Source organism: Halalkalibacter flavus (assembly GCF_036663575.1).
Classification (GTDB): domain Bacteria; phylum Bacillota; class Bacilli; order Bacillales; family Bacillaceae_D; genus Halalkalibacter; species Halalkalibacter flavus.
Genome location: NZ_JAWRVK010000026.1, coordinates 12,106 through 36,392, shown reverse-complemented (window position 1 = coordinate 36,392; position 24,287 = coordinate 12,106). Strand labels below are relative to the sequence as shown.

General features: G+C 33.0%; 23 protein-coding genes. 17 read left to right on the top strand and 6 right to left on the bottom strand.

Annotated features, from left to right (window positions below):
- Positions 1 to 17: 17 nt before the first annotated feature.
- The 3 genes from SAY88_RS16405 to SAY88_RS16395 all read right to left on the bottom strand — a co-directional run bounded on the left by SAY88_RS16405 (position 18) and on the right by SAY88_RS16395 (position 6,644).
- On the bottom strand, positions 18 to 2,210 hold the full coding sequence (locus SAY88_RS16405; protein WP_332633107.1) for a type IA DNA topoisomerase: 2,193 nt from the start codon (positions 2,208 to 2,210) through the stop codon (positions 18 to 20).
- 66 nt (positions 2,211 to 2,276) lie between these two features.
- A complete protein-coding gene (locus SAY88_RS16400) occupies positions 2,277 to 4,610 on the bottom strand; it encodes a VirD4-like conjugal transfer protein, CD1115 family (protein WP_332633105.1) in 2,334 nt (777 codons plus the stop codon).
- Between the two features lie 15 nt (positions 4,611 to 4,625).
- Positions 4,626 to 6,644, bottom strand: coding sequence for a MobA/MobL family protein (locus SAY88_RS16395; protein WP_332633103.1), 2,019 nt, complete (start codon positions 6,642 to 6,644; stop codon positions 4,626 to 4,628).
- Positions 6,645 to 6,886: 242 nt separating this feature from the next.
- Between SAY88_RS16395 and SAY88_RS16390 the strand changes: the two genes are divergently transcribed.
- From SAY88_RS16390 to SAY88_RS16365, 6 genes are read left to right on the top strand one after another with little or no spacing between them, the layout of a single operon-like run.
- Positions 6,887 to 7,207 (top strand): hypothetical protein, encoded by a 321-nt coding sequence (locus SAY88_RS16390; RefSeq protein WP_332633101.1) that lies wholly within the window; start codon positions 6,887 to 6,889, stop codon positions 7,205 to 7,207.
- A 13-nt stretch (positions 7,208 to 7,220) separates the two neighbouring features.
- Positions 7,221 to 7,490: a hypothetical protein gene (locus SAY88_RS16385; RefSeq protein ID WP_332633099.1), complete on the top strand. Its 270-nt coding sequence runs from the start codon at positions 7,221 to 7,223 to the stop codon at positions 7,488 to 7,490.
- Positions 7,491 to 7,503: 13 nt separating this feature from the next.
- On the top strand, positions 7,504 to 8,472 hold the full coding sequence (locus tag SAY88_RS16380) for a hypothetical protein (RefSeq protein ID WP_332633097.1): 969 nt from the start codon (positions 7,504 to 7,506) through the stop codon (positions 8,470 to 8,472).
- Positions 8,473 to 8,517: 45 nt separating this feature from the next.
- Positions 8,518 to 8,880, top strand: coding sequence for a hypothetical protein (locus SAY88_RS16375; protein ID WP_332633095.1), 363 nt, complete (start codon positions 8,518 to 8,520; stop codon positions 8,878 to 8,880).
- Between the two features lie 15 nt (positions 8,881 to 8,895).
- Positions 8,896 to 9,135 carry a hypothetical protein gene (locus SAY88_RS16370; protein WP_332633093.1) on the top strand — a complete coding sequence of 80 codons (240 nt, stop codon included), beginning with the start codon at positions 8,896 to 8,898 and terminating at the stop codon, positions 9,133 to 9,135.
- Complete coding sequence (locus SAY88_RS16365) at positions 9,132 to 10,325, top strand: conjugal transfer protein TrbL family protein (RefSeq protein ID WP_332633091.1); 1,194 nt, start codon at positions 9,132 to 9,134, stop codon at positions 10,323 to 10,325. Before SAY88_RS16370 ends, SAY88_RS16365 begins: the two co-directional genes overlap by 4 nt.
- A gap of 247 nt (positions 10,326 to 10,572) precedes the next feature.
- Here the strand turns inward: SAY88_RS16365 and SAY88_RS16360 are convergent, their stop codons facing one another.
- The gene (locus SAY88_RS16360) at positions 10,573 to 11,205 is read right to left on the bottom strand and encodes a MerR family transcriptional regulator (RefSeq protein ID WP_332633089.1); all 633 of its coding nucleotides are present in this window, start codon (positions 11,203 to 11,205) and stop codon (positions 10,573 to 10,575) included.
- 409 nt (positions 11,206 to 11,614) lie between these two features.
- Here SAY88_RS16360 and SAY88_RS16355 point away from each other — a divergent pair, with 409 nt between their 5' ends.
- Positions 11,615 to 12,784, top strand: a complete 1,170-nt coding sequence (locus tag SAY88_RS16355; protein ID WP_332633087.1) for a ParM/StbA family protein — start codon at positions 11,615 to 11,617, stop codon at positions 12,782 to 12,784.
- Entirely contained in the window at positions 12,765 to 13,142 is a 378-nt protein-coding gene (locus SAY88_RS16350; RefSeq protein WP_332633085.1) for a hypothetical protein, read from the top strand. Before SAY88_RS16355 ends, SAY88_RS16350 begins: the two co-directional genes overlap by 20 nt.
- 542 nt (positions 13,143 to 13,684) lie before the next feature.
- Here the strand turns inward: SAY88_RS16350 and SAY88_RS16345 are convergent.
- Positions 13,685 to 14,842 (bottom strand): hypothetical protein, encoded by a 1,158-nt coding sequence (locus SAY88_RS16345; protein ID WP_332633083.1) that lies wholly within the window; start codon positions 14,840 to 14,842, stop codon positions 13,685 to 13,687.
- Positions 14,843 to 15,202: 360 nt separating this feature from the next.
- On the opposite strand from SAY88_RS16345, the gene SAY88_RS16340 reads away from it, so the two are divergent.
- From SAY88_RS16340 to SAY88_RS16325, 4 genes are all read left to right on the top strand, one after another.
- Positions 15,203 to 15,832, top strand: coding sequence for a hypothetical protein (locus tag SAY88_RS16340; RefSeq protein WP_332633081.1), 630 nt, complete (start codon positions 15,203 to 15,205; stop codon positions 15,830 to 15,832).
- Between the two features lie 299 nt (positions 15,833 to 16,131).
- Positions 16,132 to 16,761: an HAD-IA family hydrolase gene (locus SAY88_RS16335; RefSeq protein WP_332633079.1), complete on the top strand. Its 630-nt coding sequence runs from the start codon at positions 16,132 to 16,134 to the stop codon at positions 16,759 to 16,761.
- 4 nt (positions 16,762 to 16,765) lie between these two features.
- Positions 16,766 to 18,133, top strand: a complete 1,368-nt coding sequence (locus SAY88_RS16330) for a sensor histidine kinase (RefSeq protein ID WP_332633077.1) — start codon at positions 16,766 to 16,768, stop codon at positions 18,131 to 18,133.
- Positions 18,134 to 18,157: 24 nt separating this feature from the next.
- The gene (locus SAY88_RS16325; RefSeq protein WP_332633075.1) at positions 18,158 to 18,745 is read left to right on the top strand and encodes a response regulator; all 588 of its coding nucleotides are present in this window, start codon (positions 18,158 to 18,160) and stop codon (positions 18,743 to 18,745) included.
- 201 nt (positions 18,746 to 18,946) lie between these two features.
- Here SAY88_RS16325 and SAY88_RS16320 read toward each other — a convergent pair whose 3' ends face one another.
- Positions 18,947 to 19,378, bottom strand: coding sequence for a helix-turn-helix domain-containing protein (locus SAY88_RS16320; protein WP_332633074.1), 432 nt, complete (start codon positions 19,376 to 19,378; stop codon positions 18,947 to 18,949).
- Positions 19,379 to 19,523: 145 nt separating this feature from the next.
- On the opposite strand from SAY88_RS16320, the gene SAY88_RS16315 reads away from it, so the two are divergent.
- The 5 genes from SAY88_RS16315 to SAY88_RS16295 all read left to right on the top strand — a co-directional run bounded on the left by SAY88_RS16315 (position 19,524) and on the right by SAY88_RS16295 (position 24,283).
- Positions 19,524 to 19,724, top strand: a complete 201-nt coding sequence (locus SAY88_RS16315) for a helix-turn-helix domain-containing protein (protein WP_488803300.1) — start codon at positions 19,524 to 19,526, stop codon at positions 19,722 to 19,724.
- A gap of 83 nt (positions 19,725 to 19,807) precedes the next feature.
- The gene (locus SAY88_RS16310; RefSeq protein ID WP_332633072.1) at positions 19,808 to 20,035 is read left to right on the top strand and encodes a hypothetical protein; all 228 of its coding nucleotides are present in this window, start codon (positions 19,808 to 19,810) and stop codon (positions 20,033 to 20,035) included.
- A gap of 102 nt (positions 20,036 to 20,137) precedes the next feature.
- Positions 20,138 to 21,154, top strand: a complete 1,017-nt coding sequence (locus tag SAY88_RS16305) for a TraC-like domain-containing protein (RefSeq protein WP_332633070.1) — start codon at positions 20,138 to 20,140, stop codon at positions 21,152 to 21,154.
- 80 nt (positions 21,155 to 21,234) lie between these two features.
- Positions 21,235 to 23,133: a VirB4 family type IV secretion system protein gene (locus SAY88_RS16300; RefSeq protein WP_332633069.1), complete on the top strand. Its 1,899-nt coding sequence runs from the start codon at positions 21,235 to 21,237 to the stop codon at positions 23,131 to 23,133.
- A gap of 25 nt (positions 23,134 to 23,158) precedes the next feature.
- Complete coding sequence (locus SAY88_RS16295) at positions 23,159 to 24,283, top strand: lysozyme family protein (RefSeq protein WP_332633068.1); 1,125 nt, start codon at positions 23,159 to 23,161, stop codon at positions 24,281 to 24,283.
- Positions 24,284 to 24,287 lie beyond the last annotated feature (4 nt).

The following is a 24,287-nucleotide window of genomic DNA, read 5'->3' as shown; positions in this document are numbered from 1 at the left end:
CATGAACCACGCTTGTCCTAATGAACTACGTTAGCGTTCGGTCGGCTCCTATTCCTTTTTTCAAAATCAAACCCAATTTTCATTTGTTTATTTCCTGTATCAATCTCAACTTTTAAACTCGCGTCAAATGTACCTGACTTGTCTTTCTTTTTAAATCCTTTCAGTTTATTCGTTTTACCCTTTTCTAAAAGAAGTTTCACCATATTTATTGAAAGGTTTTTTCCAGCAAATTGCTTTGGTAAAGAAGCTTTACATCCTGCAGAATAGTTGTTACAACCATAGAATTTTCCTTTGTCTGCAAATTTACCTGTACCACAAACAGGGCAAGAACTAATAAACTCCTCTTCTTTCACTCCTTCAATTATTTGATCAATATTCGAAGTAGCAAGATGTTCTGGTGTTTTTTCAATAAGCAGATGAATAAATTTCTCGATATTTTTAAGAAAGCCACTTTGTTTTTTTGTTCCTTTTCCAATGAGCTTTAAATATTTCTCCCATTCAGCCGTCATGTCAGGTTTTGATAGTAAATTCCCGTCTACCGCTTGACAGAGTATTTCGCCTTTTTTTGTAACTTCAACGTTATTCTTCTTGATAAGAATGTATTTCTGGTTTTTTAACGTTTCAATAATATTCGCTCTTGTTGCTTCGGTTCCGATCCCTTCGGTTTCCTTTAATATTTTTTGAGATTCTGTGTCCTCAACACCTTTACCTGCTGTCTTCATCATATTTATCAACTGACCCTCGGTGTATGGTTTAGGCGGCTTCGTAACGCCCTCTTTAGTTTTAATATCGGCTACAGCCGATTCACCTTCTTCCAGTACTGGTAGCTTCGTATTTTCTTCTTTTTCATCTTTATCTTCGGTTTCATTGGAGAAAAGCTGTTTCCACCCTCTGGATTTCTCAATCTTTCCACTTGCTTTGAAAAGAAGCCCTTTAATATCGACTTCAACTATGGTTTCTTCATATTGATAGTTGGAAGCAAACATAGCTAATGTGGTAAGTAGCACTTCAAAATAAATATTTTTTTCTTTCTCATTTAATTGTTGTATGGATTCTATTGTTGGAATGGTCTTTGTCGGGATGATGGCGTGATGTTCTTGGACTTTACTTCCATCAACATATCTTTTCTGAGGTTCTGAAAAAGCAAGATCGAATTCTACATTAGCTACCTTTTTATATCCTTCAAGATTGGCTTTTAGATAGTTGAATTCACTTTCAGTAATAAAATTGGAATCAGTACGTGGATATGTCAATATTTTCCTTTCGTACAAAGATTGCATAATTTTCAGTACATCTGAAGGGCTATATCTCCACTTTTTATTTGCCTTCGTTTGAAGAGTACTTAAGCTATGCAATTTAGGGGATTTGGTTTCTTTTAAGTCTTTTTGTAATCTTGTGATAGATGTATTTTCATTATTCTGGACGTTATGTTGATCCAATAATGTTTGAATATCTTGTTTATGATCGAAACGTCCGCTATATTTGGTTTGAAATTGGTCATTTCGAACATTTATATCTGCAAACAGCTCGAAAAAAGGCTGCGGCTTGAAATGTTTAATTTCCATTTGTCTCGAAAATATCATGTACAAAGTCGGTGTTTGAACTCGACCGACACTAAAAGTTTCTCGTATTCCTCTCTTTTGTAAAATCAAGGAAAACAAAGGGCTTGCGTTCATGCCTACCAACCAATCTCCTAGTTGTCTAGCTTGAGCTTCTTCATATCTTGATAGAAAGGTAGAACCGTCTTTTAGTGTTTGAAACCCTTTTTGTACCTCTTCTACTTCTAACGAATTAATCCAAAGTCGTTTCGTTGGTTTATGATCAGCTCCAGCTTCTCTAATGATGCTACGAGCAATATTCTCGCCTTCCCGATCACTATCGGTAGCAATCACAATGTCCGTCGCTTTTTTTAATAAGCTTTTTACAATAGTAAACTGAGCTTTTTTGTCGTTGGGTACTTCGTATTGAAACTGTTCTGGCAGAATAGGAAGATGTTCTAAACTCCAATTCTCCCATTCTTTTTTATATTGTCCTGGCATGACCAAAGAAACCAAATGTCCGAATCCCCACGTAATATAAGCTTCTCCTGAAAAGAAGCGGTCGTCTTGGACGGATATATACCCATTTTCCCTTTTCGTACCTTTGAAGGCATCTGAATAAGCTCTAGCTTGGCTCGGCTTCTCAGCTAATACCACTGTGCAGTTACCCATTTCTAACAACCCCCCTACCACTCTACTAGGATAAAAATATACCTGTAGAATGGTATAATTTGTTTTTTACATTGGCAGAACATCTTCTTCTTCTAATTCGTTTTCAATGCGGTTATTATTACTGTTCATTAACGTCATTTCCTGCCTTAAAAGATCAACTGTTTGTGAGGTATCTGTTAGCATATCAATGGCTTCAAAATCCATCTCAAATTCATCTAACATTTCATCATTGCTCATACTTTCTTTGCGTTTCTCTTCTTCTTTTTTCACATTGTCAGTCGTATTCTTAAAATCTTCAACTACACTTTTGTTGACATCATTAAATTCATTTTGAAGGTTGCTAGTCGTTTCCTCTTCAACACTTGCTGCAACTTCATTTTCCATTTGGGATACAGCTTCATTCTCTTCATTAAGCTGTTGAGTTGTTTGATTTTCATTTTCAAGAGTAGTTTCATCTGATTGAACTTTATCTTTATTTTCATTTTGTATAACTTGCTGCTTTAATTCAGATTGCTGTTCTTTCATTTCAATCTTTTGTTCTTTCTCTGTTGATCCATAATTTTGTTTTTGATATTCTTCAAAAGAGAAAGCTTGATTTTTGTTTGTTTCATCCCTTACGTATAATGGGTCTGTATATCCTAATTTCTTTCGAGAATTATGATAATTGTACTTTCTATCCTTTGTGATTAACTCACCATAAACTTCGAACTGAAATGCTTTTTCAATTTCCATAACATCATGACCTGCAATAAGAAGATAGGCTTGATTCTTCTTCATTTTTAACAATTCACCCGCTGTTACAACATCCCGTTCAACAAATGTATCATTCTTGCTAATACTTCTTTTACCATCTGAGATGGTTACTGATTCTGCTTTATGGCTAACTGTTGTTTTACCGAAACGTTCAGAAAATAACTTGGCCGTTTCTTTTTCTAAGACTCTCAAAATTAATTGACTATCATGAGCAGAAATAATTGATCTTGCACCTTTATCTCCGTAAAGCTTTTCTTCTTGTAGTTGTGAAATATTTTGAATAATGGTGTGCATATAAATTAAGTGTCCTCTACATGTATTTAAAGTCTCAGAATAGCCTTCCACCCTTCCGATATTTGGGAATTCATCCAAAATGAAATTAACAGGTGTATTGAGTTTATTGGATTCATTATGACGAGCTAACATATAAAATCGATCAATCATCTGAGTAAAGAAAACACTTGTTAAAGCTTCATAAGGATTTGTTGGTGTAGAGATTTTGACGTATAGAATACTTTTTCCATCTTGAAATTCGTCGAAAGTAAAATCACTTTTCTTTGTCATTTCTTTAATTCTTCTTAACTGGAATATCCCGATAGCACTATCAAACGAAGCCATAACAGAAGCTCTTGTATTTCCTGTTAAACCCTCTAATACAGATATTAATAATCCACGAGCAGGATGTTCTACTGGAAGTGAATCTAAAAATTCATCACATTTTTCAGCGTCTTTAATCTTTGTATTGTAAACATTTATTAATGTTTCCATATTAGCTTCTAATTTAGGAAATGTAGATTTAACATAAACCATAAGGGCACCTAATAATTTTTGAGCACGCTCTGAGAAAAAATCCTCTTTACCATCTTTAGTACTATTTCGAACAATATATCTACTGACTTTTTGAGCATCTTCATCATTAAGGATTAGATCAAATGGATTGTAGGAAGCTTCTGAAAACTCAATAAAATCAATGTTATAAACTTTAAATCCTTGATCTCTTTTTAATTGGTGAGTTAACATATAGTTTTCACCTTTAGGGTCAATACAAATGATTGATTGAGTACGAATATTTATGATGTTAGGAATAACATAACTCTGTCCTTTACCACTACCAGACGAACCAACTACTAAAACATTTTTATTATCAATTTCAGTACTATCATGAACAACTAGTAGTCTATTTTCATTAGGAACTTTACCTAGCACAATCCCTTCTTCAACATTCTTTAAAACACCCTTATAATCTTTTGGAGTATAATCCGTTTTATTAGATAAAACTTTTCCATCAATTGCTTCCTCCGAGTCTTCTATTTTATTACTACCATGTAATGCAAAATCCGAAGCATCATCATATTGTTTTTCAAATAAACTATCTCGTCTTAAATACAACAAGAAACTTAAAACTAAAATTGGTATTAATGAAGCGATCATTTTTAAATTAGGATCACCCAATATAAAATGAAATACATCACCTACACTTATCAAACTTTGAAACATTTCATTAAGATCAAATTCTAAACTATTCATATTCATGAGGTGAAAGAGCAAAGCAACCACACAATAAGTTAAGAAAATAGATAGAAAGGAACACACTATTAAAAGTGATTTCCAACTTTTTTTTAGCTTTCTCTTTTTTTTAGTTGCCATGATTAACACTCTCCTCTATTCAAGATATAAATCATCATCTCTGTGTCTCTTCTTACGATTCTTCTTAGCTTTTGTCTCTTTCGTTTTCGCCTGTTGACTGTTTTGAACTTGACCGAAAGCACCTAATAAACCTGATGTAATATCTTGTTGTTGAGAAGAATTTAATTTTTCAACATTAAAGTCATGATCTCTGTCGATTCTTTCCTCAGTATCATTAACAACCTTCCTTTCTTGATTAAAGTTTTTATTTAGTTGTTTTTCAATCATTGATTCATCATTGTAGTAATAAGAAATCAATTCTTCATAGGACATTTTCTCAAGATCATTTTGAGAAACCATTTTATTGTTTTCTGCAAAATCTTTTTGAATTTGCTGGACCATGGAAGGCTGTATTTGGTTTAATAAATCCTTATAATGATCACGAATCTTCTCAGATTTAAACAAATGAATATATCGATCAGGTTTTGGATTAGACTCATTCTGTTTAATTTCTCTTTGCATCTTTTGAATAGATCTTTCCGTGATCATAAGGGACTGTTGATATTTTTTCGCTAATGACATGTAATCAATATCAGCGTATGAAACAGCAGATTTGCTATATTCATCTTTGATCTGATCCATTCTGATATACCGATCCTTAAGTGCTGAATCTATAGCAAACCCTTTTTCATCAGAAGTAAATTTATCGGCTGCTTCTTTTCCGTATACTTCCTCAAAGGTACGATTAACAATTTCTTTTTGAGCTGAATACACAAAACTTGCACTCTCTTTTTCTTTTACAAAAGCATTAAACTGAGAATTGAATTTTTTACCATTTGATTTTAAATTGGTTAATTTTTCGCTAATGATCGTTTTAAATTCGTTCCTATCTTTTGGTAAACCATACATAGTAACAAAATTAGGATCTTCTTTATATTTTTTAACCATTAATTGATAGAAATTATTTTGAACATCTATATTAATTTTTTCTCGTTGCAAGTAATCATTCCATTTTGAATTAACATCCACCATCGAGTTATTTACTTCTTTAGCAACCTGATAATTTAGATTCGATAAAAACTGTCCATTAACATTTTTTGCTTTTCGCAATACGGTCTTTATTGATTGTTTTTGAATGTCATTAAGATTGCTATCAACTTGTTGAACGTTCTTTTTGAAAATGGATTTAATGTCAGTTATTTGCTGGGACTCCATCACTTTTTTGTGCTGAATCGCTTCATTTTCTTTTCTTACTTCTTCGTTATACTCGCCCCATTTTGTAACTGGTTTATAAGGAACATCCAGGGCTTTAGCCTTTTCTTTTTCTTGTTTTTCCAATTCGTAATTTCTTCTTGATAATCGTTTTGTTGCTTCCTTATCTAAGCCTTGTCGTTCATAAGAACGGTGATCAAAATGCTTATTAATCTTATTTAATTCAGCGTATTTATTATGAATTCTAGACCAAGAACTTCTTTGATTTTCTAAAAATTCTTTCGAATCCCAATTCGTTACAGCTACCGTTTTGTATACTTTCCAACCTTTTTCATCTCTAATCTCATTCCCATCCTTATCTAGCTTAGGAATGTTTTTCTTTTTATCTGCCCATGTTCCATCTTTATTAAAAGCACGAACCGTACAAAGAATATGTACGTGAGGATTATCTTTATGATCTAAATGAATATGAACATCTGCAACCATTCCTTGATCTGTTAAATTTTCTTTAACAAATTCTTTTGTCATTTCCAAGTAGTGATCTTTTGGAAATCCAATAGGCAATGATAATTTTAAATCTCTATGAGTTCTCCAATTTGATCCCTTTTCATTCTTTTTAACTTCATTCCAAAGTTTTTCACGATTAAGAGTCCAGTCTGGAGCATGTGAAGGTTTCATAATAAAAGACACAGGTTTTATTTCATGCTCTTTAAATTTATGATGACGATCTTCTACTTCATCAAATAATTTTTCATCTGCACAATAAGCAGCATACGCAACACAGTTTTGATCTGATTTCTTTTTTGGTTGACTTGAAAACATAAAATAACCTTGATCACTCATTATGATTCACCTCACTTGTTTTTGATTTTGCTCCCGCAGGGTAATCGCCAAAGGCGAAGGGGTTACCCATTTAACACGATGATCTCATCGTGTGTAAATGGGCGTTGCTTCTATCAACGATTTCATTATACCATATTCTACATATATTTACCACATTTTGGTTGAATTGTTATGTATTTTGATTTACAATCAAATTATAGATAAATATACAAAATAAGAAGGTAATAATAGGAGGTAATAAAATGGCAAGAAGGAACACAAAAGCATTAGAAAAAGCAAGTGATATTGACAAAAAAATTCAAGAGTACATGAAGCAAAAAGAGGAACTTTTAAAGAAAGCTCAAGCCGAAATTGGAGCTTATATCCTAGAAAAATGGGATGTGGATGGCAATTTAGAAAAGGTTTATGAAACCATTGATTTATTAACAGATGATGCATTAAAAATTATCAAAGAAGATTCCAAAGAAGAAAAGAAAATAGAAAAAAAAGAAGAATTACAAGATGAAATTGAGACAACATCTAAAAAGACATTTGAAAAAACTTCAGATACAAAAACTCTGTAAGGAGTAGATTAACGTGTCTTACTATGACAGATTAAATCACGATGAAAAAATTAAAAAGCTTGATGGAATGATTGAACGTTCAAAAATAAAAAAATTAAAAATGAAAGAAAAAGAACGAAAAGAAAGAGCCAGAAGATTAATTGAAAAAGGAGCTCTCCTAGAGAAGTATTTTGACATTTACCATTTAGATGTTGAACAAACAGAAGAGTTATTAAAGATTTTTTCAGAGTATGTAAAAGAAAAAACTCCACAAAAATTTAAAGACCAAAAAGAAAATAAATAAGGAGTTGGTATCATTGACACAGGCTAGTTATTCTCAAGATGAGATTATGGAAGTGATTGCGGCGCTTATAGAAAAAACAACAAATAAATTAAAGATACAAAATCTAAAAGATCAAAAAGAAAAACTTGTAGAAACAAAAGAAAAATTCTCTAATAATTTAGGAACAGATCAAAACATTAGTAAAGATCAAACATCTTCATCTAAAGATGAAGTAAAAGAATTTGAATCTAAACAAGAAGAACAAATTCAAAAGTTTGTTGAGGATTTTAAGGGTAAATCAAGTGATGAAATCAATAAAGAGATTCAAGAATTAAAAACATATAGGGACGAATTTTCTCAAAATATTGATTATTCAGATGATCCAAGAATGAGAGAAAGAGAACGAGAAAAACTTAAAACTATTGATAAAAAGTTAATAAGTATGGAAGAAGCAAAGAAGAGATTTGAAGATCAAAAAGAGGAAGTTAATGTTAATTCTATTCAAGATAATGAGTCTTCCAATCATTACTCTACAGATAAAGGGCTTAATGAAAATTTAAATAATCAAACTTCATCTACAAAGAAGGAAGACGCTAAAAACATAAAAGATATTGAGACAAAACTTGATAAATTAAACACTCGACAAAAACAGTTAGATAAAATCTTAGAAACAGATTTTTCTAAAAAAATCGTGTCACAGATTCTAAAAAATGAAGTGTTACTTTCATCATTAGATCAATACGTTAAACATGCTGCCGCTTCTCAAATTCAAAACCTTCAAAAAGATTTACGTTCATTTAAAAAACTACTAACACCTCAAGAATCACAAAAATATAACACGAGAATTCAAAACATTGAAAATAATTTAACTAAAACCAACGAAAAAACAACGGATCTAAAAGAAGAAGCTAAAGAAAAGAAAGTGGAAGAAAAAAAGAAAGAAATGGAAACTGAAAAAACTCCTCAACGATCAAAATCATATGATATATCTTTAGAAAGATAATATTACATTTTTTTAAAATCATAAGAAAATGGAGATGGGATTAACATGAAAAAAGAAATGATCATGGTGTTTTCTTGTTTCGTTTTACTAGCTGGATGCGGCGGAAACAACGGAATTGCTTTAGAGGGAGAATGGGTGAAAAAACAAGAGTACCATGATGGAGAACCGCAACATCATGACTCATGTTTGAGTGAATACGATAACGTAAAGTTTTATTCTGACACGGTTGTCATGGAAAACCTACAGTATTCTTATGAAGTTGAGAGTCACAATGATGGAATTCAATTGAAAGTAGTTGATGAAATTGTTCATGAAGTTAAGTATTACACGGTAAAAAAATTAGAAAATGGAAATATTCTTATGCAAGAAAATGATCGTTTGTTAGGTTGTGAACTAGAGAAAAAATAATGGGGTGGTTAAAAGATGAAAAGTTTTTTAGATCAGCTAGCGAAAGGCCTGCTTTTTATTGAGAAGTGGGCAGGGATTGTCATGAAGGTTTGTCTCGACAAACCAATGGAAAATAGAAAAGAGAATTATTATGAAATATTTGGGAAAGAAATGCCAAAAAAACGTTATGAAAAAGAACGATTCTATCTATTTGTATTTTATTGTTTAATGGGTTTTGTCGTTTACTTTGCAGTAAGGGGGTGGCTATCCCTATGAAAAACCTCGCCAGTTTTAGAAGAATAGCCACCCTGCTTACAATGTTAATTATACTACAAGCAGGATTCAATTTAAATATATCTCATGCAGAAGAAAAACAAAGTATTATTATGCAAGATACGACGATAAACGAGCAACAACTCGAGAGAGAATTGAAAAAAGAAATTCAAAACACTCCTACTCAATCGAGAGAAATTAAACCAGGAACAGAAGGATTTTATAACGCTTATAAAAATGAAATTGATAGTTTAGTGGATCAGTATGAAAAATTGCACGGAAAAGGTTCAGCGAACCTTTATAAAAAAAGAGTTAAAGAACTTGATTACCAAGAAGGAACATTCAACTGTGGACGTTTCGATGTTGGCTGCCATGTAGACTCGTGGATATTTTCGTTGGGGAAAAAGACGATAGAATACGTATTATCGCCGTTGTCACAATTAGCGATCAAACCATCAGCCGTCCTTGATGACGCCGTTTTAACAAGATTTAAAGATAGTTTTGACAAAGTGCCACAAACGCTACTGGCATTAATTTTGATTTTTCAGATTTTAAAAATGATGATCGTTCGCTTCACAGACGCAAGCGACGCACCGCAGATTTTAAACGAAAAATTAGCAAAAACGGTATTCGCTGCTGCACTGTTGTTCACGTACACACCTTTTTTTAAGTTACTTTTGGATATTCAATATGCATTAAACGCACCGATTTTTTACCAATTGACGGGTGCTGGCCATTTGAAAACCGATATTATGGTCGGGTTCCTTCTAACGCCAAACGGATCTATGATGGTGCTTTACTTAATTATTTACGCTTTAGTTCTACTGGCTTTATTCCTTCAGATGGTTTATTCATTTTGTTTAATTGCCATTTTATTCGTTACGGGACCACTGGCAATTGTGACAATGCCAAATGATACTTATAATCTGTTTAGCCTATGGTTAAAAATCTATATTGCAAGAGCGTTGACGCTGTTTGTACAAGGGTTAGCTGTAGTGTTAAGCATTAGCTTTCTCACAAACTTTGAAAATATACTTTCGCTTACAAAAGCACCTTTTGTTTTTGCTACATCGATCGGCTTTTTGATTGTTGGTTTAATGGCGCCTTCTCTGCTGCAACAATTCGGTAACAGCTCAGGCTCTGGACGTATGGTGATCGCATCCATCCGAACGTTTTCTCGTGGTAGAAGATAAGAAATAAAGCGCCTTAAAGGCTCTCTCCGCTGCCTTTAAGGCAGCGGAGAGATAATAACGATGTCAAACTCTCTTACAAGTAAGAACCTGTTTTCCGTTAAAATTAGAGACGCTATAAAGGGGCTAGCCCCTCTTGGCTCTCACCAATTCACCCCAGCCTCCTCCCCAATGCCTGATGGGGAGAAAACATAAAAAAACTTGGTTACGGTTTAATAAAAAGAAAGATCCTGTTACGCTTGAGTAAGTGCTATTCCATACCTAGTTCCTGTCTCAATTTCTGCTCATAGTGTTTATCTATATAGTGTTTAATGTATTTCTGTTTTTTCTCAAAATCCAACTCTTTGCTAAACCACCCCCTTTTTTTGTATCGCTCCTGTTCTGGCAGTAGCTGCCATTCTTTCTCTGCTTCTTCTTCCAGTTGCCGGTTTATTTTATTTTGAAGTAAAGCATAGTTTAATTTTTCCTGCCGTTCTTCTTCAGGTGAAACTGAGGCTGCTAATTGTCTTTGGTCGTTTTCTAATTCACGAATACGAGTTTCCATTTCCATAATCGTTTGCATCAACTTCATCACTAATTCGTTATCTTTTTCCGCTGGTGGATCTGTGGTGACTTCGTGGCGTTTAGGTTTTTCCTCAACATTTATAGTCATAGCATATTTATTTTGCAGCTTTTCAGCTACTTCCTCACTGCTATATTTATCATTAAAAAGAGCTGCAATGTATAAAATAATTTCAATCGCATCATCGCTATATTTAATAGCACGGCCAACTTTTTTCGTTTTGAAATACTCAGCATAATTTTTTATGTATCTTCGTATCGTGGACTCAGGTATGTTTGTTTCTTTATGAATGTCTGCTACTGTTATCCAAGCTATTTCCACTTAACCACCTCCAAGAAATCACGCCATTTTCACATCGTCACCACTTCATAAGCTTTATTTATAGTAATTTTACCAGTGTTTCATGACTTGTCCATGATGTTTTCATAAAAAAGTCAGTGGGTAAGTCCGAGATAAGTTCAAAAGTGTCCATATAGATGGATGTAAATGACAAGGGGGTTTTCATGCTCTTGTTGTCCCTGTTGGCTCGTTTGAGACTTCAGTGATTTTTTATATTTCTTTTGTGCGCAAATTATATGTATAGGAGAAATATAATGTCAACACAAACAAAACGAATTTGTGCGTTTATTGTGCGCATAAAATACGTTAATTATATTGCTAATATGTTTCTATTGGTATATAATAGTAATTAATAGAACAATAACCTATTATTTAAGGAGTGACTTTCAGAATGAACACTATTTTAAAAGCTGGAGCCGATGCAGGAAACAATGCTTTAAAATTATGGGTAAAAGATTCAGAACCTATGTTGATCCCAACGGTCTATTCTCTGTATCTTGGTGAAACCACTGAGTTAATGGATTTAGAAGATATTCCTGTCGAACAACTGGAAGATAATATTGATGTGACGATCAACTCTAAAACTCTAGTCTTTAATAACAACCGTTACATTATTGGAGAAAAAGTTTTAAATGATAATTTACAAGCAACAGAACTAGAAAAGAAATCGGATAAATCAACCGATGAACTTCCAGCTATCGTGACTCTTTCTGGTCTAGCAATTGCTGCGATGAAGCGAGAATACGATAAAGACCACATTGAAGTAACTTATGATTTATCTGTGGCACTTCCAGTCAGTACAATTACACAAGCGTCTGCACAGGCAAACGCTGATCGATTCATGGGAGCTCACGAAATTACGTTTCATCATCCATCTGGACGTGATGTGAAGATCATTATTAACATTGAATTTTGCAAATGCCTTGCTGAAGGTGCAGCTGCTGCATGGGGCGTAGTTTTCGATGAAAAAGGAAAATTAGCTGAACGTAAAGTTGAAATTGGCGAACAAATTGTAAAAGTAAACTTTAATAACAAAACGTTATTACACTTTGACATTGGAGCTGGTACAACTGAAATTGTAGTAACAGAAGGTGTTAAATTTAATCCGAAGCTTTCTGAAGGATTGAACTACGGCGTAAAACAAACGATTCTCGATATCATGAAACGCTGGAACCGTGAAAATCCCCGTAAACCAATTGACAGTATCGCTGAATTTAATGATATCTATTTTGATTCAGAACACCCTCGTCATAACGCTCTCATTCAAGCTTCCGGTACAGCTATGCTACAACTAGCAAACCAAATTAGCGCAAAGATCATCGATAAAATTGACGATCTTAAAGACGATCCATTCGTTTTTATTTATGGCGGCGGTGGAGCGGTATTAAAGTCATATTTGACAACAATCTTGAAGCAAAAAGACCGAATGACGAATGTGACTTTCCTTTCTAATCCAATGTTTGTGAATGCGCGCGGCTTACTCGTATACACGTGTTCACCACGTTATGAACAACAAAAAGAAAAAGCACTAGGTGTTATTGATGGCTCGAATACGAAATAAGGAATACAAACAAGGCGATCGAATCAATATTTATCTAAGCCGCGACCTAACACCGGAATTTATTGATTGGATCAACCAACAATCGGACCTGTCAAACTTCTTTCTTTATGCAGCCCAACAGCTACACAAACAGACTGGTACGGTTGATGTATCTGAAGTCATGCCAAGAAAAATTAACTTTCATTTACCTAAAACGGATAAACCAACTTCTAAAATGGAAGAACCAGTTGAAAAAAGATCCATTCCCGAACCAGAACCACTTATGGAAGAAAAAGAATTCATTGATGAATCACAAAGTATTAAAAAAGATGAAACATGGGCAAACATTGAAGATATGGATGATGATGGATTCGCTTAAGAAGCGGGCAATAACACCCCAAATGGTTTGTTTGCTAAGCTTTTCGAGAAGTAATGTGTCACTATAGGCCATTCTACGGCCATTAACTTTTTCGAGTCGAGACATTCATGATGATTTCTTCGACATTGGAAGGTAAATCATTTCTAAGCACGCATAACAGCCCTTCTATGGGGCTGTTTTTTGTTTTGAACAAAAGCAAGGGGCTGCTATGCTTATTTTTTATCGGTTCGCTTCCTGAAAAAACTGCTGTGCTACAATTTGCTGACTTAAACATTGTTAAAGGTTAAATATTTTAGCCATTAAGGAGTCCAATCAAGAGAAAGCAACATGACATATACTAAGCAACCCATATAACGCCATAGCAACCCCATAGAAAGATTTTATTTATCTCAAAAGGAAGAAAGTAGGGGTTGCCACTTAAAATGCTTATATGGCTAAAATAGGGATTCTGAAGGGCTCTTTATTGCTATGTACATCGAAAGTTGTTAATTTCTCTGAATCTATCAAGTTCATAATCAAAATTCACGCTCATATTACACTACCTAATTAGATTTCTCTAACCAATTATAACTAGGAATATAACTAGGAACTTTTTTTTCATAATCGTTTTCTTGACTTAACTTTAGTTCACCCAGTTTTTTTTGATAGTGACTATCACTAAGTCTAGATTGTTCAGCTTTGTCTTTAAGTCCATTAGCAAAATAAACCGGCCAATAATTAATTGGTTCCCCATGACGTTCTTTATCCATCATCCAATCATATTGTTTTTGCACATCTTCCGTCGAGAACTCTATCACTCTATCATTCCAGCAAGTGAGAACCGTATCTCTGGCTTTATCATGAGAAATTCCTTTATGTAATAACAAGTTATATAGCATTTCTAATGCAATTCCATCATGAGATGAAATAATTTGATTTAATTTTTCATCATCATCTTTCTTGTTTTTGGTTTCTTTACTAACTCTAGTATTATCTCTATCTATAGATGATGATGAATAATTAATATTCTCTTTAAAGGTATTCTCTTTAAAGGTATTCTCTTTATATAAAGGACGTGTTGATTCAACATTTCCTGGAATTGTCGATTCAACACGTCCTATAGGAAATGTTGATTCAACATTTCCCAATGGGGACAAGGATTCAACCGGAATTGTTGATTCAACATTTCCCAATGAGGACATGGGTTCAGCGTTCATTTGCTCTTCGAAATATTCATTAAAATCATCGTCATGAACATGTGACTCAAGAGCAGCCAAAACTAATCCTAAACGCATCATAAATTCGGGAATATTAAGACGAATATGGGTGGCTGTTTTTTGATGATCACGATCAAATGGATCTTTCATAGATTTTTTGATGACTAAATCTTCTTCTTCTAATCGTTTCATTGCAGTTCGATAATTAGCAGGCGTTAAACGAATTTCGTCATACCATTCATCTATTTTTTTGACTATCCAATGGTGCCCATGTTTTTTTACTTTTAACTTAGACTCACCATTTTTGTTTGGAAGATACCAATATACAATTTGAGAAAGTAAGAGACCTGATATGATATCTCCATTTTCCATTTCACCTTTTTTATTTTTCTTGTTACCGACAAGACCACGTTTTCCGACAACATCGACATAGATCGTTTTAAAATCAATCGTATCTTGAGAAGCTTTTTCCCATGTTAGAAATTGTTTCCATGTTTTGAACATAAAAATACCTCCGTTTTTTTCTGCACACCTAAGTCGAATGTACTTAAAACAGAGGTAAAACTTCTTCACAATATAGTGATTACATGGTATAATTTTATCAAGTAAATCACATAATGATTGTAAAAATATCTCTGTTTTAACTACAAGGGGTTTTTATCTGGTCCTGTCGCCAAACAAGTAACCAGATAAAAACAGTGGTGAAGCAGGGATTTTTTGATTTTATTAGAATTGTGTTTGAAATTCAAAACAGTTATATGCTATCTTTTACATATAATAAATCTAATACCATGTTTCTTTAATCGTAATTATAGCAAAATTTTCAATTAAATAAAATAGTTAATTCAAATTGGGGGGCATGTCTTGAAATTAAATATCCTTATGAATAAAGAAATTAATCATCTTATAGAAATATCAGCGAAAAAGATGGGTACTAGTAAAAGAAATATTATTTCGATTGCCTTATTTGATATCTTAAATAGATCTTATACTTTAGATGAAATTGAACAATTAAAAGTGTCAATTCAGTTAAATTATGTAACCACCATTACAATCAATGAATCGGTTGGTGTTAAAATTAATGAAATACATAGGCATGGACTTTCAAAAAGGGTGTTCTTCGGTTATTTGATTTGTGATTATTTCTATACTCACTACAATTATTTTTTAACAAAAAATGACATAAACAAAGATAAAGAATTTAACACAGATAAAGATTACATTCAGATTAAGATTGATAAAACAATTAAAAGTAAAATTTCTACATACTGCAATGAAAATGCCATCTCTTTAAATAGCTTGTTTGCTCACTATATTTTAAATAAAGAATTAACAGTTAAATCTTTTGGTGTTGAAGGGAAAGAACTATTATATTTAACCTTCAGCAAAGATGTAAAAGATATTATTAAAAAAAATTCTAGTGAAATGAATATTTCATATCTTTTTTATTTAAATCTTATAGCTGCACAGATCTGTAATGATCTATCTTTATAAAAAGCAGGCTTTAAATTTCGCTGTTTTTTATTAAGGACATGAGCTTGTTCATTTTGTTGTAACGAGTGATTTTATAGATGAAGGACAGAAGCTTGATAAGACAAAAACTATCAATAGATTTAAGTGACTTGTTTAATTCATTAACGAATATTTAGTATCTATTTACATAATACAATATTTCCTGTGTTGGAAGGGAGGGGTAAAAATATACCCCTCCCCAATAAGTGATTTTTATGATAAAATGTTAATTTTTGTCGTTTTTGTTCTACAACTTATAAATAAATCGCAAGGAGAATGATATGTCTAAGGTTATTCTTTTCAATTTCAATGGAACTCTTGTAAATACAAAATCTTTAGCAATTGATATTTTTAATGAAATAGCCGAAAGACATGGCTATAAAAAAATCAACACTGAAGACATACGTTACTTAAGTGCATTATCAATACGCAATAGGTGTAAAAAACTGAATGTACCGTTTTTTCATATGCCTATTGTTGGGATACTCATTAAGCAAGGGTATCAAAAGTACATTCCTAATTTGAATTCTGTAGACGGAATAAATGAAGTCATTTATGAACTAAAACAAAGGGGGTTTCGTTTAGGATTTTTGACAACTAACTCTCGTGAGGTAACTAACCAGTTTTTAATTAACAATTCAATTAATATGTTTGATTATACTCATTATTCGTTTAATCCTTTTTCTAAAGTAAAAGACATTTCCTCTTTTCTTAAAAACAATAAATTAAACCACAATGAAGTTATTTATATTGGCGACGAATTAAGGGATATTAAAGCAGCTAAAAAGATGCGACTTAGTTGTATTGGGGTTTCTTGGGGTTATGATTCAATGGATCTTTTGACTACAGGACATGCAGACTATATTGCACAACAGCCTAAAGATATTTTAGATATAGTTTTGAGGTTGTGATCAAATGTTCTTTATTTTCTTTTTTAATACGTTATTTGCAATTATCTTATTCATTACTCAACCGAAAGAAAATGAAGCGAATCGTTGGATGATTACATTTTGTATGTCTGCTGCAATAGGTGCTCTATCTGAATCGATATTGACAGATATTATACCAGTGGTTGAAAAAATAGGAGTAAATCTTCTATCACCTTTTCTTTTTGATGTACATATTTATTTTCAATTTCTAAGCCAAGTTGTTTCTCCTTATGCGATCTTAATGTATTCGATAGTCTACTCGAAAATTATCAAGGTTTCGAATAAGAAAAAGTTACAATATATTTTAGCAATACCAATGGTTGTTATGGTATTCTTTGCTGATTTTCAACCAGACATTGCAATTAATTTTCGAGTATTGTTAATGTGGTCTGCTCCATACATTTTAATTGCAAGTTACATCATGTTTTACACATATTATACTGAAATAAACATGTATCAAAAACAGAGTAAGTTTCGTGTGTTTATTGTATTGGTACCAGCTTGGTTAGGTGTTTTTATCTTTAATTATGTTTTTCGAGCAATTGATATACATACAGAATTATTTCGTTTGGTTCCAACATTCTTTTTTATAGCTTATCTCCTATTTGTTTTGTACATTTTTCTACATGGAGCCTTTGGAATGAAAGTTAAAATAGAACAACAACAGATATTAGACAAATCTATGCAAATCATGAGTGGAGGAACGGCAATTTTAAACCACACAATTAAAAACGAAGTTAGTAAAATCAAATTTTTCTTTAATATCGCTAAAGATTCAATTGAAAAAAAAGACTTGAATGAAGCTAAGAACTCCATCGAATCCGTTTTTCCTGCCATTGAAGGCATTGATAACATGGTCGATCGAATTAGATCAAAAACGGAAGAAATTGTTCTTAAAGAAACAAGTGTTCAGTTAGAGGAACTTATTAGAGGTTGTATCGATAAAGTACAACCTATTTTTAATTCGAAGGGGCTTGAAATAAAGACTCATTTTAAAGCTGATGTTACGTTATACTGTGACGATGTTCTGTTAGCAGAGGTCATTAATAATATTTTAAATAATGCTATGGAATCTATTGTTGTTCCGAACGGTCAAATACATGTTCAATTATCTAAGATAAAGAATGGACTAAGTATTGAGGTTAGCGATAATGGTGTCGGAATTCCTAAAGAAGAACTAAAACGAATCATGGAACCTTTCTTTTCAACAAAGAAAAACATAAAAAATCATGGATTAGGACTTAGTTTTTGCTATAAAGCAATCAGAGCGCATGGTGGCGAGATATTTGTTCATAGTGAGGTAAACAAAGGGACTTCTGTCATTATTCAGTTGCCTAAATCTCGAATTGTATAGTGTTGAAATGAGGGATAAAACCATATGGAAGATAAGAATATAAAAGTGGTATTAGTAGAAGATGAACCTTTTTGGCAAAAAAATATATCCAAGTATATTGAAAAAGAGGCAAATAATATCGATGTAGTTGACATTGTTGTATGTAAGGAAGAAATGTTAGAAACCTTAAAAAGGGAACCTGAAATAGATGTTGTATTATTAGATCTTAATCTTACTAGAGCTAACTTGGATGGAATTGAGATTATAGAAATATTAAGCAATCAGGCAATTAAAACGATTGCCCTTACATCAATTGTCGATGAAGAAGTCATTATTAATTCTTTTGAATCTGGAGCAATCAATTATATAAACAAGTCTAGTATATTTGACATCATATCAGCAATACACGAAGCAGTTGAAGGAAGAAATCGAATACATTCTGATGCTTCACGAGCCTTACTATCCAAAATAAAGAAAGAAAAGAAAATACGGTTACTTACCTCTTCTGAACAGGAAATTTATAGTCTTCAACAAAAAGGGTATAGCAAAAAGAAGATTGCGGAAACTCTTTTTAAATCTGTAGAAACGGTCAAAAAACAAATTCAATCCATTAAAAAAAAAATAAATGCTTAATAAGTATTTGGCTCCTCAAAAAGGGAGCCATTTTTTATAAATATTATTTTGTTATGACCAATGTTATCTTGTATAAAAATTGAAAACTTGAATCGAGAAATAGTAAATTTAACATTATATCATATAATTCATTTATTGGGGAGGGGTATATTTTTACCCCTCCCTTTCGACATGGCAAATATTGTATTGTGTAAATAGCCACTAAATATTCGTTAACGAATTAAAAAAGTCCCTTAAATGTTTTCTCTCTTCTTCACTTAATTGTTCAATAGCTGTTACAAGATGCGAGATGCTCTTTAGTGTTGGAATGATATTAGTTGTGAGAAGGCTTTGAACTATTCTTATTTCGCTGTCAGACATTTGATCTAAAACATTGAATATTTTCCTTTTATCTGTACTGCTTACTTTTTGTTCAGGTAATACATTTTCAGGCAATATTTCATAAAGGGTAATTTTTAATGCTTTGCAAATCTTTATGAGTGTCTCAATATTTGTTGTTGAATTACCATTTTCAATTTTGCTAATTGTACTTTGTGAAGTTTCTGAAAGATCAGCCAGTTCAGTTGTTGACATATTTATGGATTTACGATATTTTTGGATTTTTTGTCCAAGTTCCTTATTAAACTTATTCATACTTTTCACTCACCAAGCTCTGATTAATTTTACTTAAATCATATCAGAAAAAACTAGCCAGGGTTCTTTTATTATCATTTTATTCCTTTTTGAATAATTTTTAATTGACTAATTATTCGAATAGGAATAAAATGATAATAAGGAGGTGATCATTATAAATAAAATCAGGATAAAAAGGTTGGAGAAAGGTTGGACTCAGTTTGATCTTGCGGATAAATCAGGAGTTCCACAACCGACTATTTCACAAATCGAAAGAGGAAATCGGAAATACCCTACGCATGAAAATATTATGAAAATCGCTAAGGCATTGGATCTCAAAGTAGAAGAGTTATTTAAGGTTGAGTAAGGTTTATAAGATTTAAAACATAAGAGAATATGAGGAAATTGGGTAATTTACCCTTTCTTATTTTAAAAAAAGGAGTGGAAAAAATGCTATTTGAGTCTCTGCAAAAACTAATTAATGCTATTTTCTCCAATGTGTTCAACCTCGGCGCAACAATTTTTGGTATTGGTATCTTATTTTGTGCTTTAATGGCAGCGTTTGGTGGCGAGGAAGGAAAACAAAAATTTCAAAAAGGACTTGTTGTTTGTATCATGGCCTTCGTGGTTTTCCTACTCGCAAGAGCAATCATCGGATTCGTTAGAATGAACACTTAAAATATAGCTATGGAAGCTGTTCGTAAACTAGAAAAATAACTCCAACCTATTAAAAAGAAAGATAGATCAATTCTATCTTTCTTTTTAGAAAGAAGGGATGTCATGCGAGATTACTCTGCCGAAATGGCTCGTGAAGAAATGAAAAAAAAGGGGAAAATTTTATTAAATCTACATTTTGATGCCAGCCGGTACATCATCGGAAACATTCGGTTTATGGATGTTGTGTATTCGGCACCATTCCTTCTATTGACTATTTTGATTCTGATTATTTTATATAAAACAAGTCTTTTAAACACCGTTACTTTATGTTTTGCTTTTGTTCCGTTTTTATTTTCTATTTCTTTACTCAGCATGAAAGATGCATACCGAAAAAACATCAATCAGTGGAACAAGATCTTAAATAAAGTAAATTTTATCAGACGTGAGAAGACCTTTCATTTTACGAAAGAGGTGAATATTGATTTGAGTCAGGATATTCGCGCAAAACTAGGAATCTTTACCATTTCAAATGGTTGTTATGAGACATTAGATAACCATCTTGTGAAAGTTCTAAAGGTATCGAGTGTTAATGTATCTTTGATGTCACCATCAGATCGAGAAAGAGTGTTTGAAGCCTACCAAACGTTTTTAAATGATATTCCAAGAGATTTTTTTGACATTCAAATCAATCAGATTGTTCAGCCTATCGATTTGAAAAACTACTTAATCGAAATTGAACAAGAAATTAACAAGGAACGTGATCTAACCAAACGACTTCTCGGTCAAAGCTATAAGAACAAAATTTATCAAATTCAAAAGTCAAAAAATATGGTTAGACGAGAGCGATATGTGATCTTGTCGACTAAAAACAATAATAAAGGCTTAGATACAATTGATCGGAATGCGGAATCCTTGAAAACGCAAATAGAAAATATGCTACATGGACGTTACGAGTTGGAAGTAACGATTCTCGATAATGCTGCATTAGAAGACTTGTTGTATATGGCGATTGATTATGAGAGCGCACAAACAAATAAAGATATGTCATCGCCTTTAAATAGCTTCTTAACAGTGAGTGATAAAGAATTTAAAGAAATGAGCGAAAACTGGAAGGAAAATGAAAAGTACACAATCTATTAATGTCAATTCGCCTTCAGGCGTGACAGTTGCCTTCAAGGCAACGTTAAACGAATATTGAAAACGTTAGGGGTGTGTAAGTTTTGAAATTACCTACATGGTTAGATTTTTCAAAGAAAAAGGATCAAACTCATGATGACCTATTAGAAAAATCGATGATGAATGCAAATCTTCCATTGCTAAATAAATTGTCTCCGGATTCTCTTTATGAAGATGAAAATTATGTAAGATCGGGTGGGAATTATACTCGAACTTATTGTGCAGTTGAATTTGAAACGGTTATTTCACAAGAGCATATACAGCGGCTAACCGAAATATCAGAAAATGTTAGTGTGACGCAATATCTTAAAGAATATGATCCAGAAATGGCTCGCAAGCAAATTTCATTAAGTATTAAACAAAATCGAAATAAGATTGAATCACGATATGTTAGCGAAGATGTGAAGGCTCGTGCTGAAGCTGAAATTAAAGATAATGAAATGCTGCTTAGAAATCTTTCGATAAAGAATGAAAGAATGTTTTTGTTTCAATTATTGATTCACATTGTAGCGAGCAGTAAAGAAGAACTCGATCAACTTTCTCAATTAGTACGATCAACAGCAGGATCGATTTGTAAGTTGGTTTATCCAAGACTAAGAGGAAAAGACGCCTTTGACAGTTTTCTACCTTTTGCAACCAATAAAGTTTATGACTTAACTTATCGACCAATGACCTCAGAAGCGGTTTCTTATTTCTTTCCCTTTCATGAAAATGAGATTTATCATAAAAACGGTTTGATGTACGGCACAAATATTTCTACTGGAAACGTTGTTAAAGTTGAAGATCGTTCTTTAGTGAATAAACACATGTTTATCCTAGGGATTAGTGGATCAGGGAAATCAACATTTTTGATGACTTATATGCTAAGAAAATTCATGAAAAATGAAAGGATTATTGCGTTGGATCCTAAAGGAGATTACGGAAAACTTTTTCAAAAACTTGGTGGGGAATGGATCCAATTTAAGCTTGACGGTGACAAGAGAATTAATCCATTTGATATTCCTGTTGTTTCTGCCCAGGCTGATGATGAGGGGAATACCGTAGAAACCAATGCACTTTATGATAAAATCTCGACTCTTATCATTATGTTTAAACTCATGTACCGAAACATGACAGACTTGCAAGAAGATGTTTTATCAGAAGTACTATTGGATTTGTATGCTTCAGAAAAATATGGACCTGTATCTATTACTCCAGAAACGAACATTAATGAACTCAAACCAGAAGACATGCCGATTATGATGGATTTGTACAATTTTCTTTCCAATTTAAAAGACAGAGATCGTAAACGTTACGATATTTTAGAAGAATTTCATCAAACCTTATCCGCATATGCAAAAGGAATTTATCAAAATATTTTTAACGGTCATACAAACGTTGATACAAAGAGCAATTTAGTCGTTTACGATATTAAACCTATAGCCAAAATTGAAAAAGTGAAAAGGGTCGCTTACTTCAATATTTTAGCGAGTCAACGCTATGAAATCATTAATGGTGATAGAAAAGATACGAGTTTAGTGGTCGATGAAGCCCATAACATTGCCGATCCAAACGTTGTTGTTGCCATGGAATATCTTTTTGAAATGATGAAAGTATTGCGTGAATTTAATTGCTCGATTGTTTGTGCTACACAGTCACTTGCAGATTTTTTATCTGCTAAAACAGAGCACAGAAACTATGGCGAAGCCGTCATTTTACAATCTGTTCAGCAGTTATACCTAAAAATGAAAGCACAAGAAGTGAAAATGGTCAACGAGCATATGCATTTAAATTTAAGTGAAAATGAAATGAGTTTTTTAACGGTGAAAGAAGGGCTAAAGGATTCTGATTCAGGAAAAGGTTTTTTCTATGTCGGGTCCAGCAAAGTGAAAATGGAAATATTTCTAACTGGCATAGAAGAAGAACTTTGGTTCAAGAAAAACTATAAAGTTTTAGAGCAATAGAGATTGGTAAGGGAGGAGGAGAAACTTGGCCGAAAGTAACAATGCATTAAAAGAGGTTGGAAAGGTGGCGGGAGGGAAAATTTTAACCTCTGTTGGTGCTCTGCCATCCGCAATTATAGTCCTATTTATTGCTTTTCTAGTGTTCATTGTTCTTTTCATTACGTCAATATTTCTAAACGACGAGACCAATACACCTGATTATGGTGTAAAGGGTATTTCAGAACAAGTCATGCAATTTAAAGACGCAATTGAAACAGAACTTGCGAATCAAGGTCTTGATGCATCTATGGCTAGTGTTCTTCTTGCTATTTTACAGCAAGAAAGTGGCGGCAACATCGCAAGAACAAACGGAGACATCTTTCAATCCTCTGAATCAATGAGTGGTGGTAAGATGGGAGTCATCACCGACCCAAATGAATCTATTAAATATGGAGTTAAGCATTTTAAGAATGTCTTGGCACAATCAAATAATAACCTGGACGTGGCGATTCAATCGTATAACTTTGGTGTAGGTTTTATCTCTTGGATAGGCGGCGAAGAACCATCTTTAGATAAACGGCTTGAGTTTTCTTCGGAGATGAAACAAAAACCTCAATATGCTTCAAGTCTTTTCACTGGTATATGTCGGAATGATGCTGAAGCTCGAGCAAGGAATGCGTGTTATGGAGATCCTCGCTATTTAGACAAAATTAAAAACTATTTAGTTATCTTAGAAAGCGATGGAGATTATATGGGTTTTGTTGGGGATGGTAACTTTGCCATGCCGATAGGCGGAACGATGACAATTACAAGCGATTATGGCGTACGTATACACCCGATTTCAAAAGAACGAAAGATGCATAATGGTATTGATTTTGGTTGCGTGAATTATGTTACTCCTATTCGGTCAATCGGTGACGGACGAATCGTGTTTTCAGGAGGAGCAGGGGGATATGGAAATCTTGTCATTGTACAGCATGAACAAAATCTATTTTCAGCATATGCTCATTTATCGAGTTTAAGTGTAAATGTAGGCGATACAGTGACATTAAGTCAACAAATCGGTGTGTGTGGATCAACGGGTGCGAGCACAGGCCCGCATTTACACCTAGAAGTACGGACGGAGAAATTTGGAGGACACAAAGATCCTAAGTCGATTTTAGGACTATAAACCA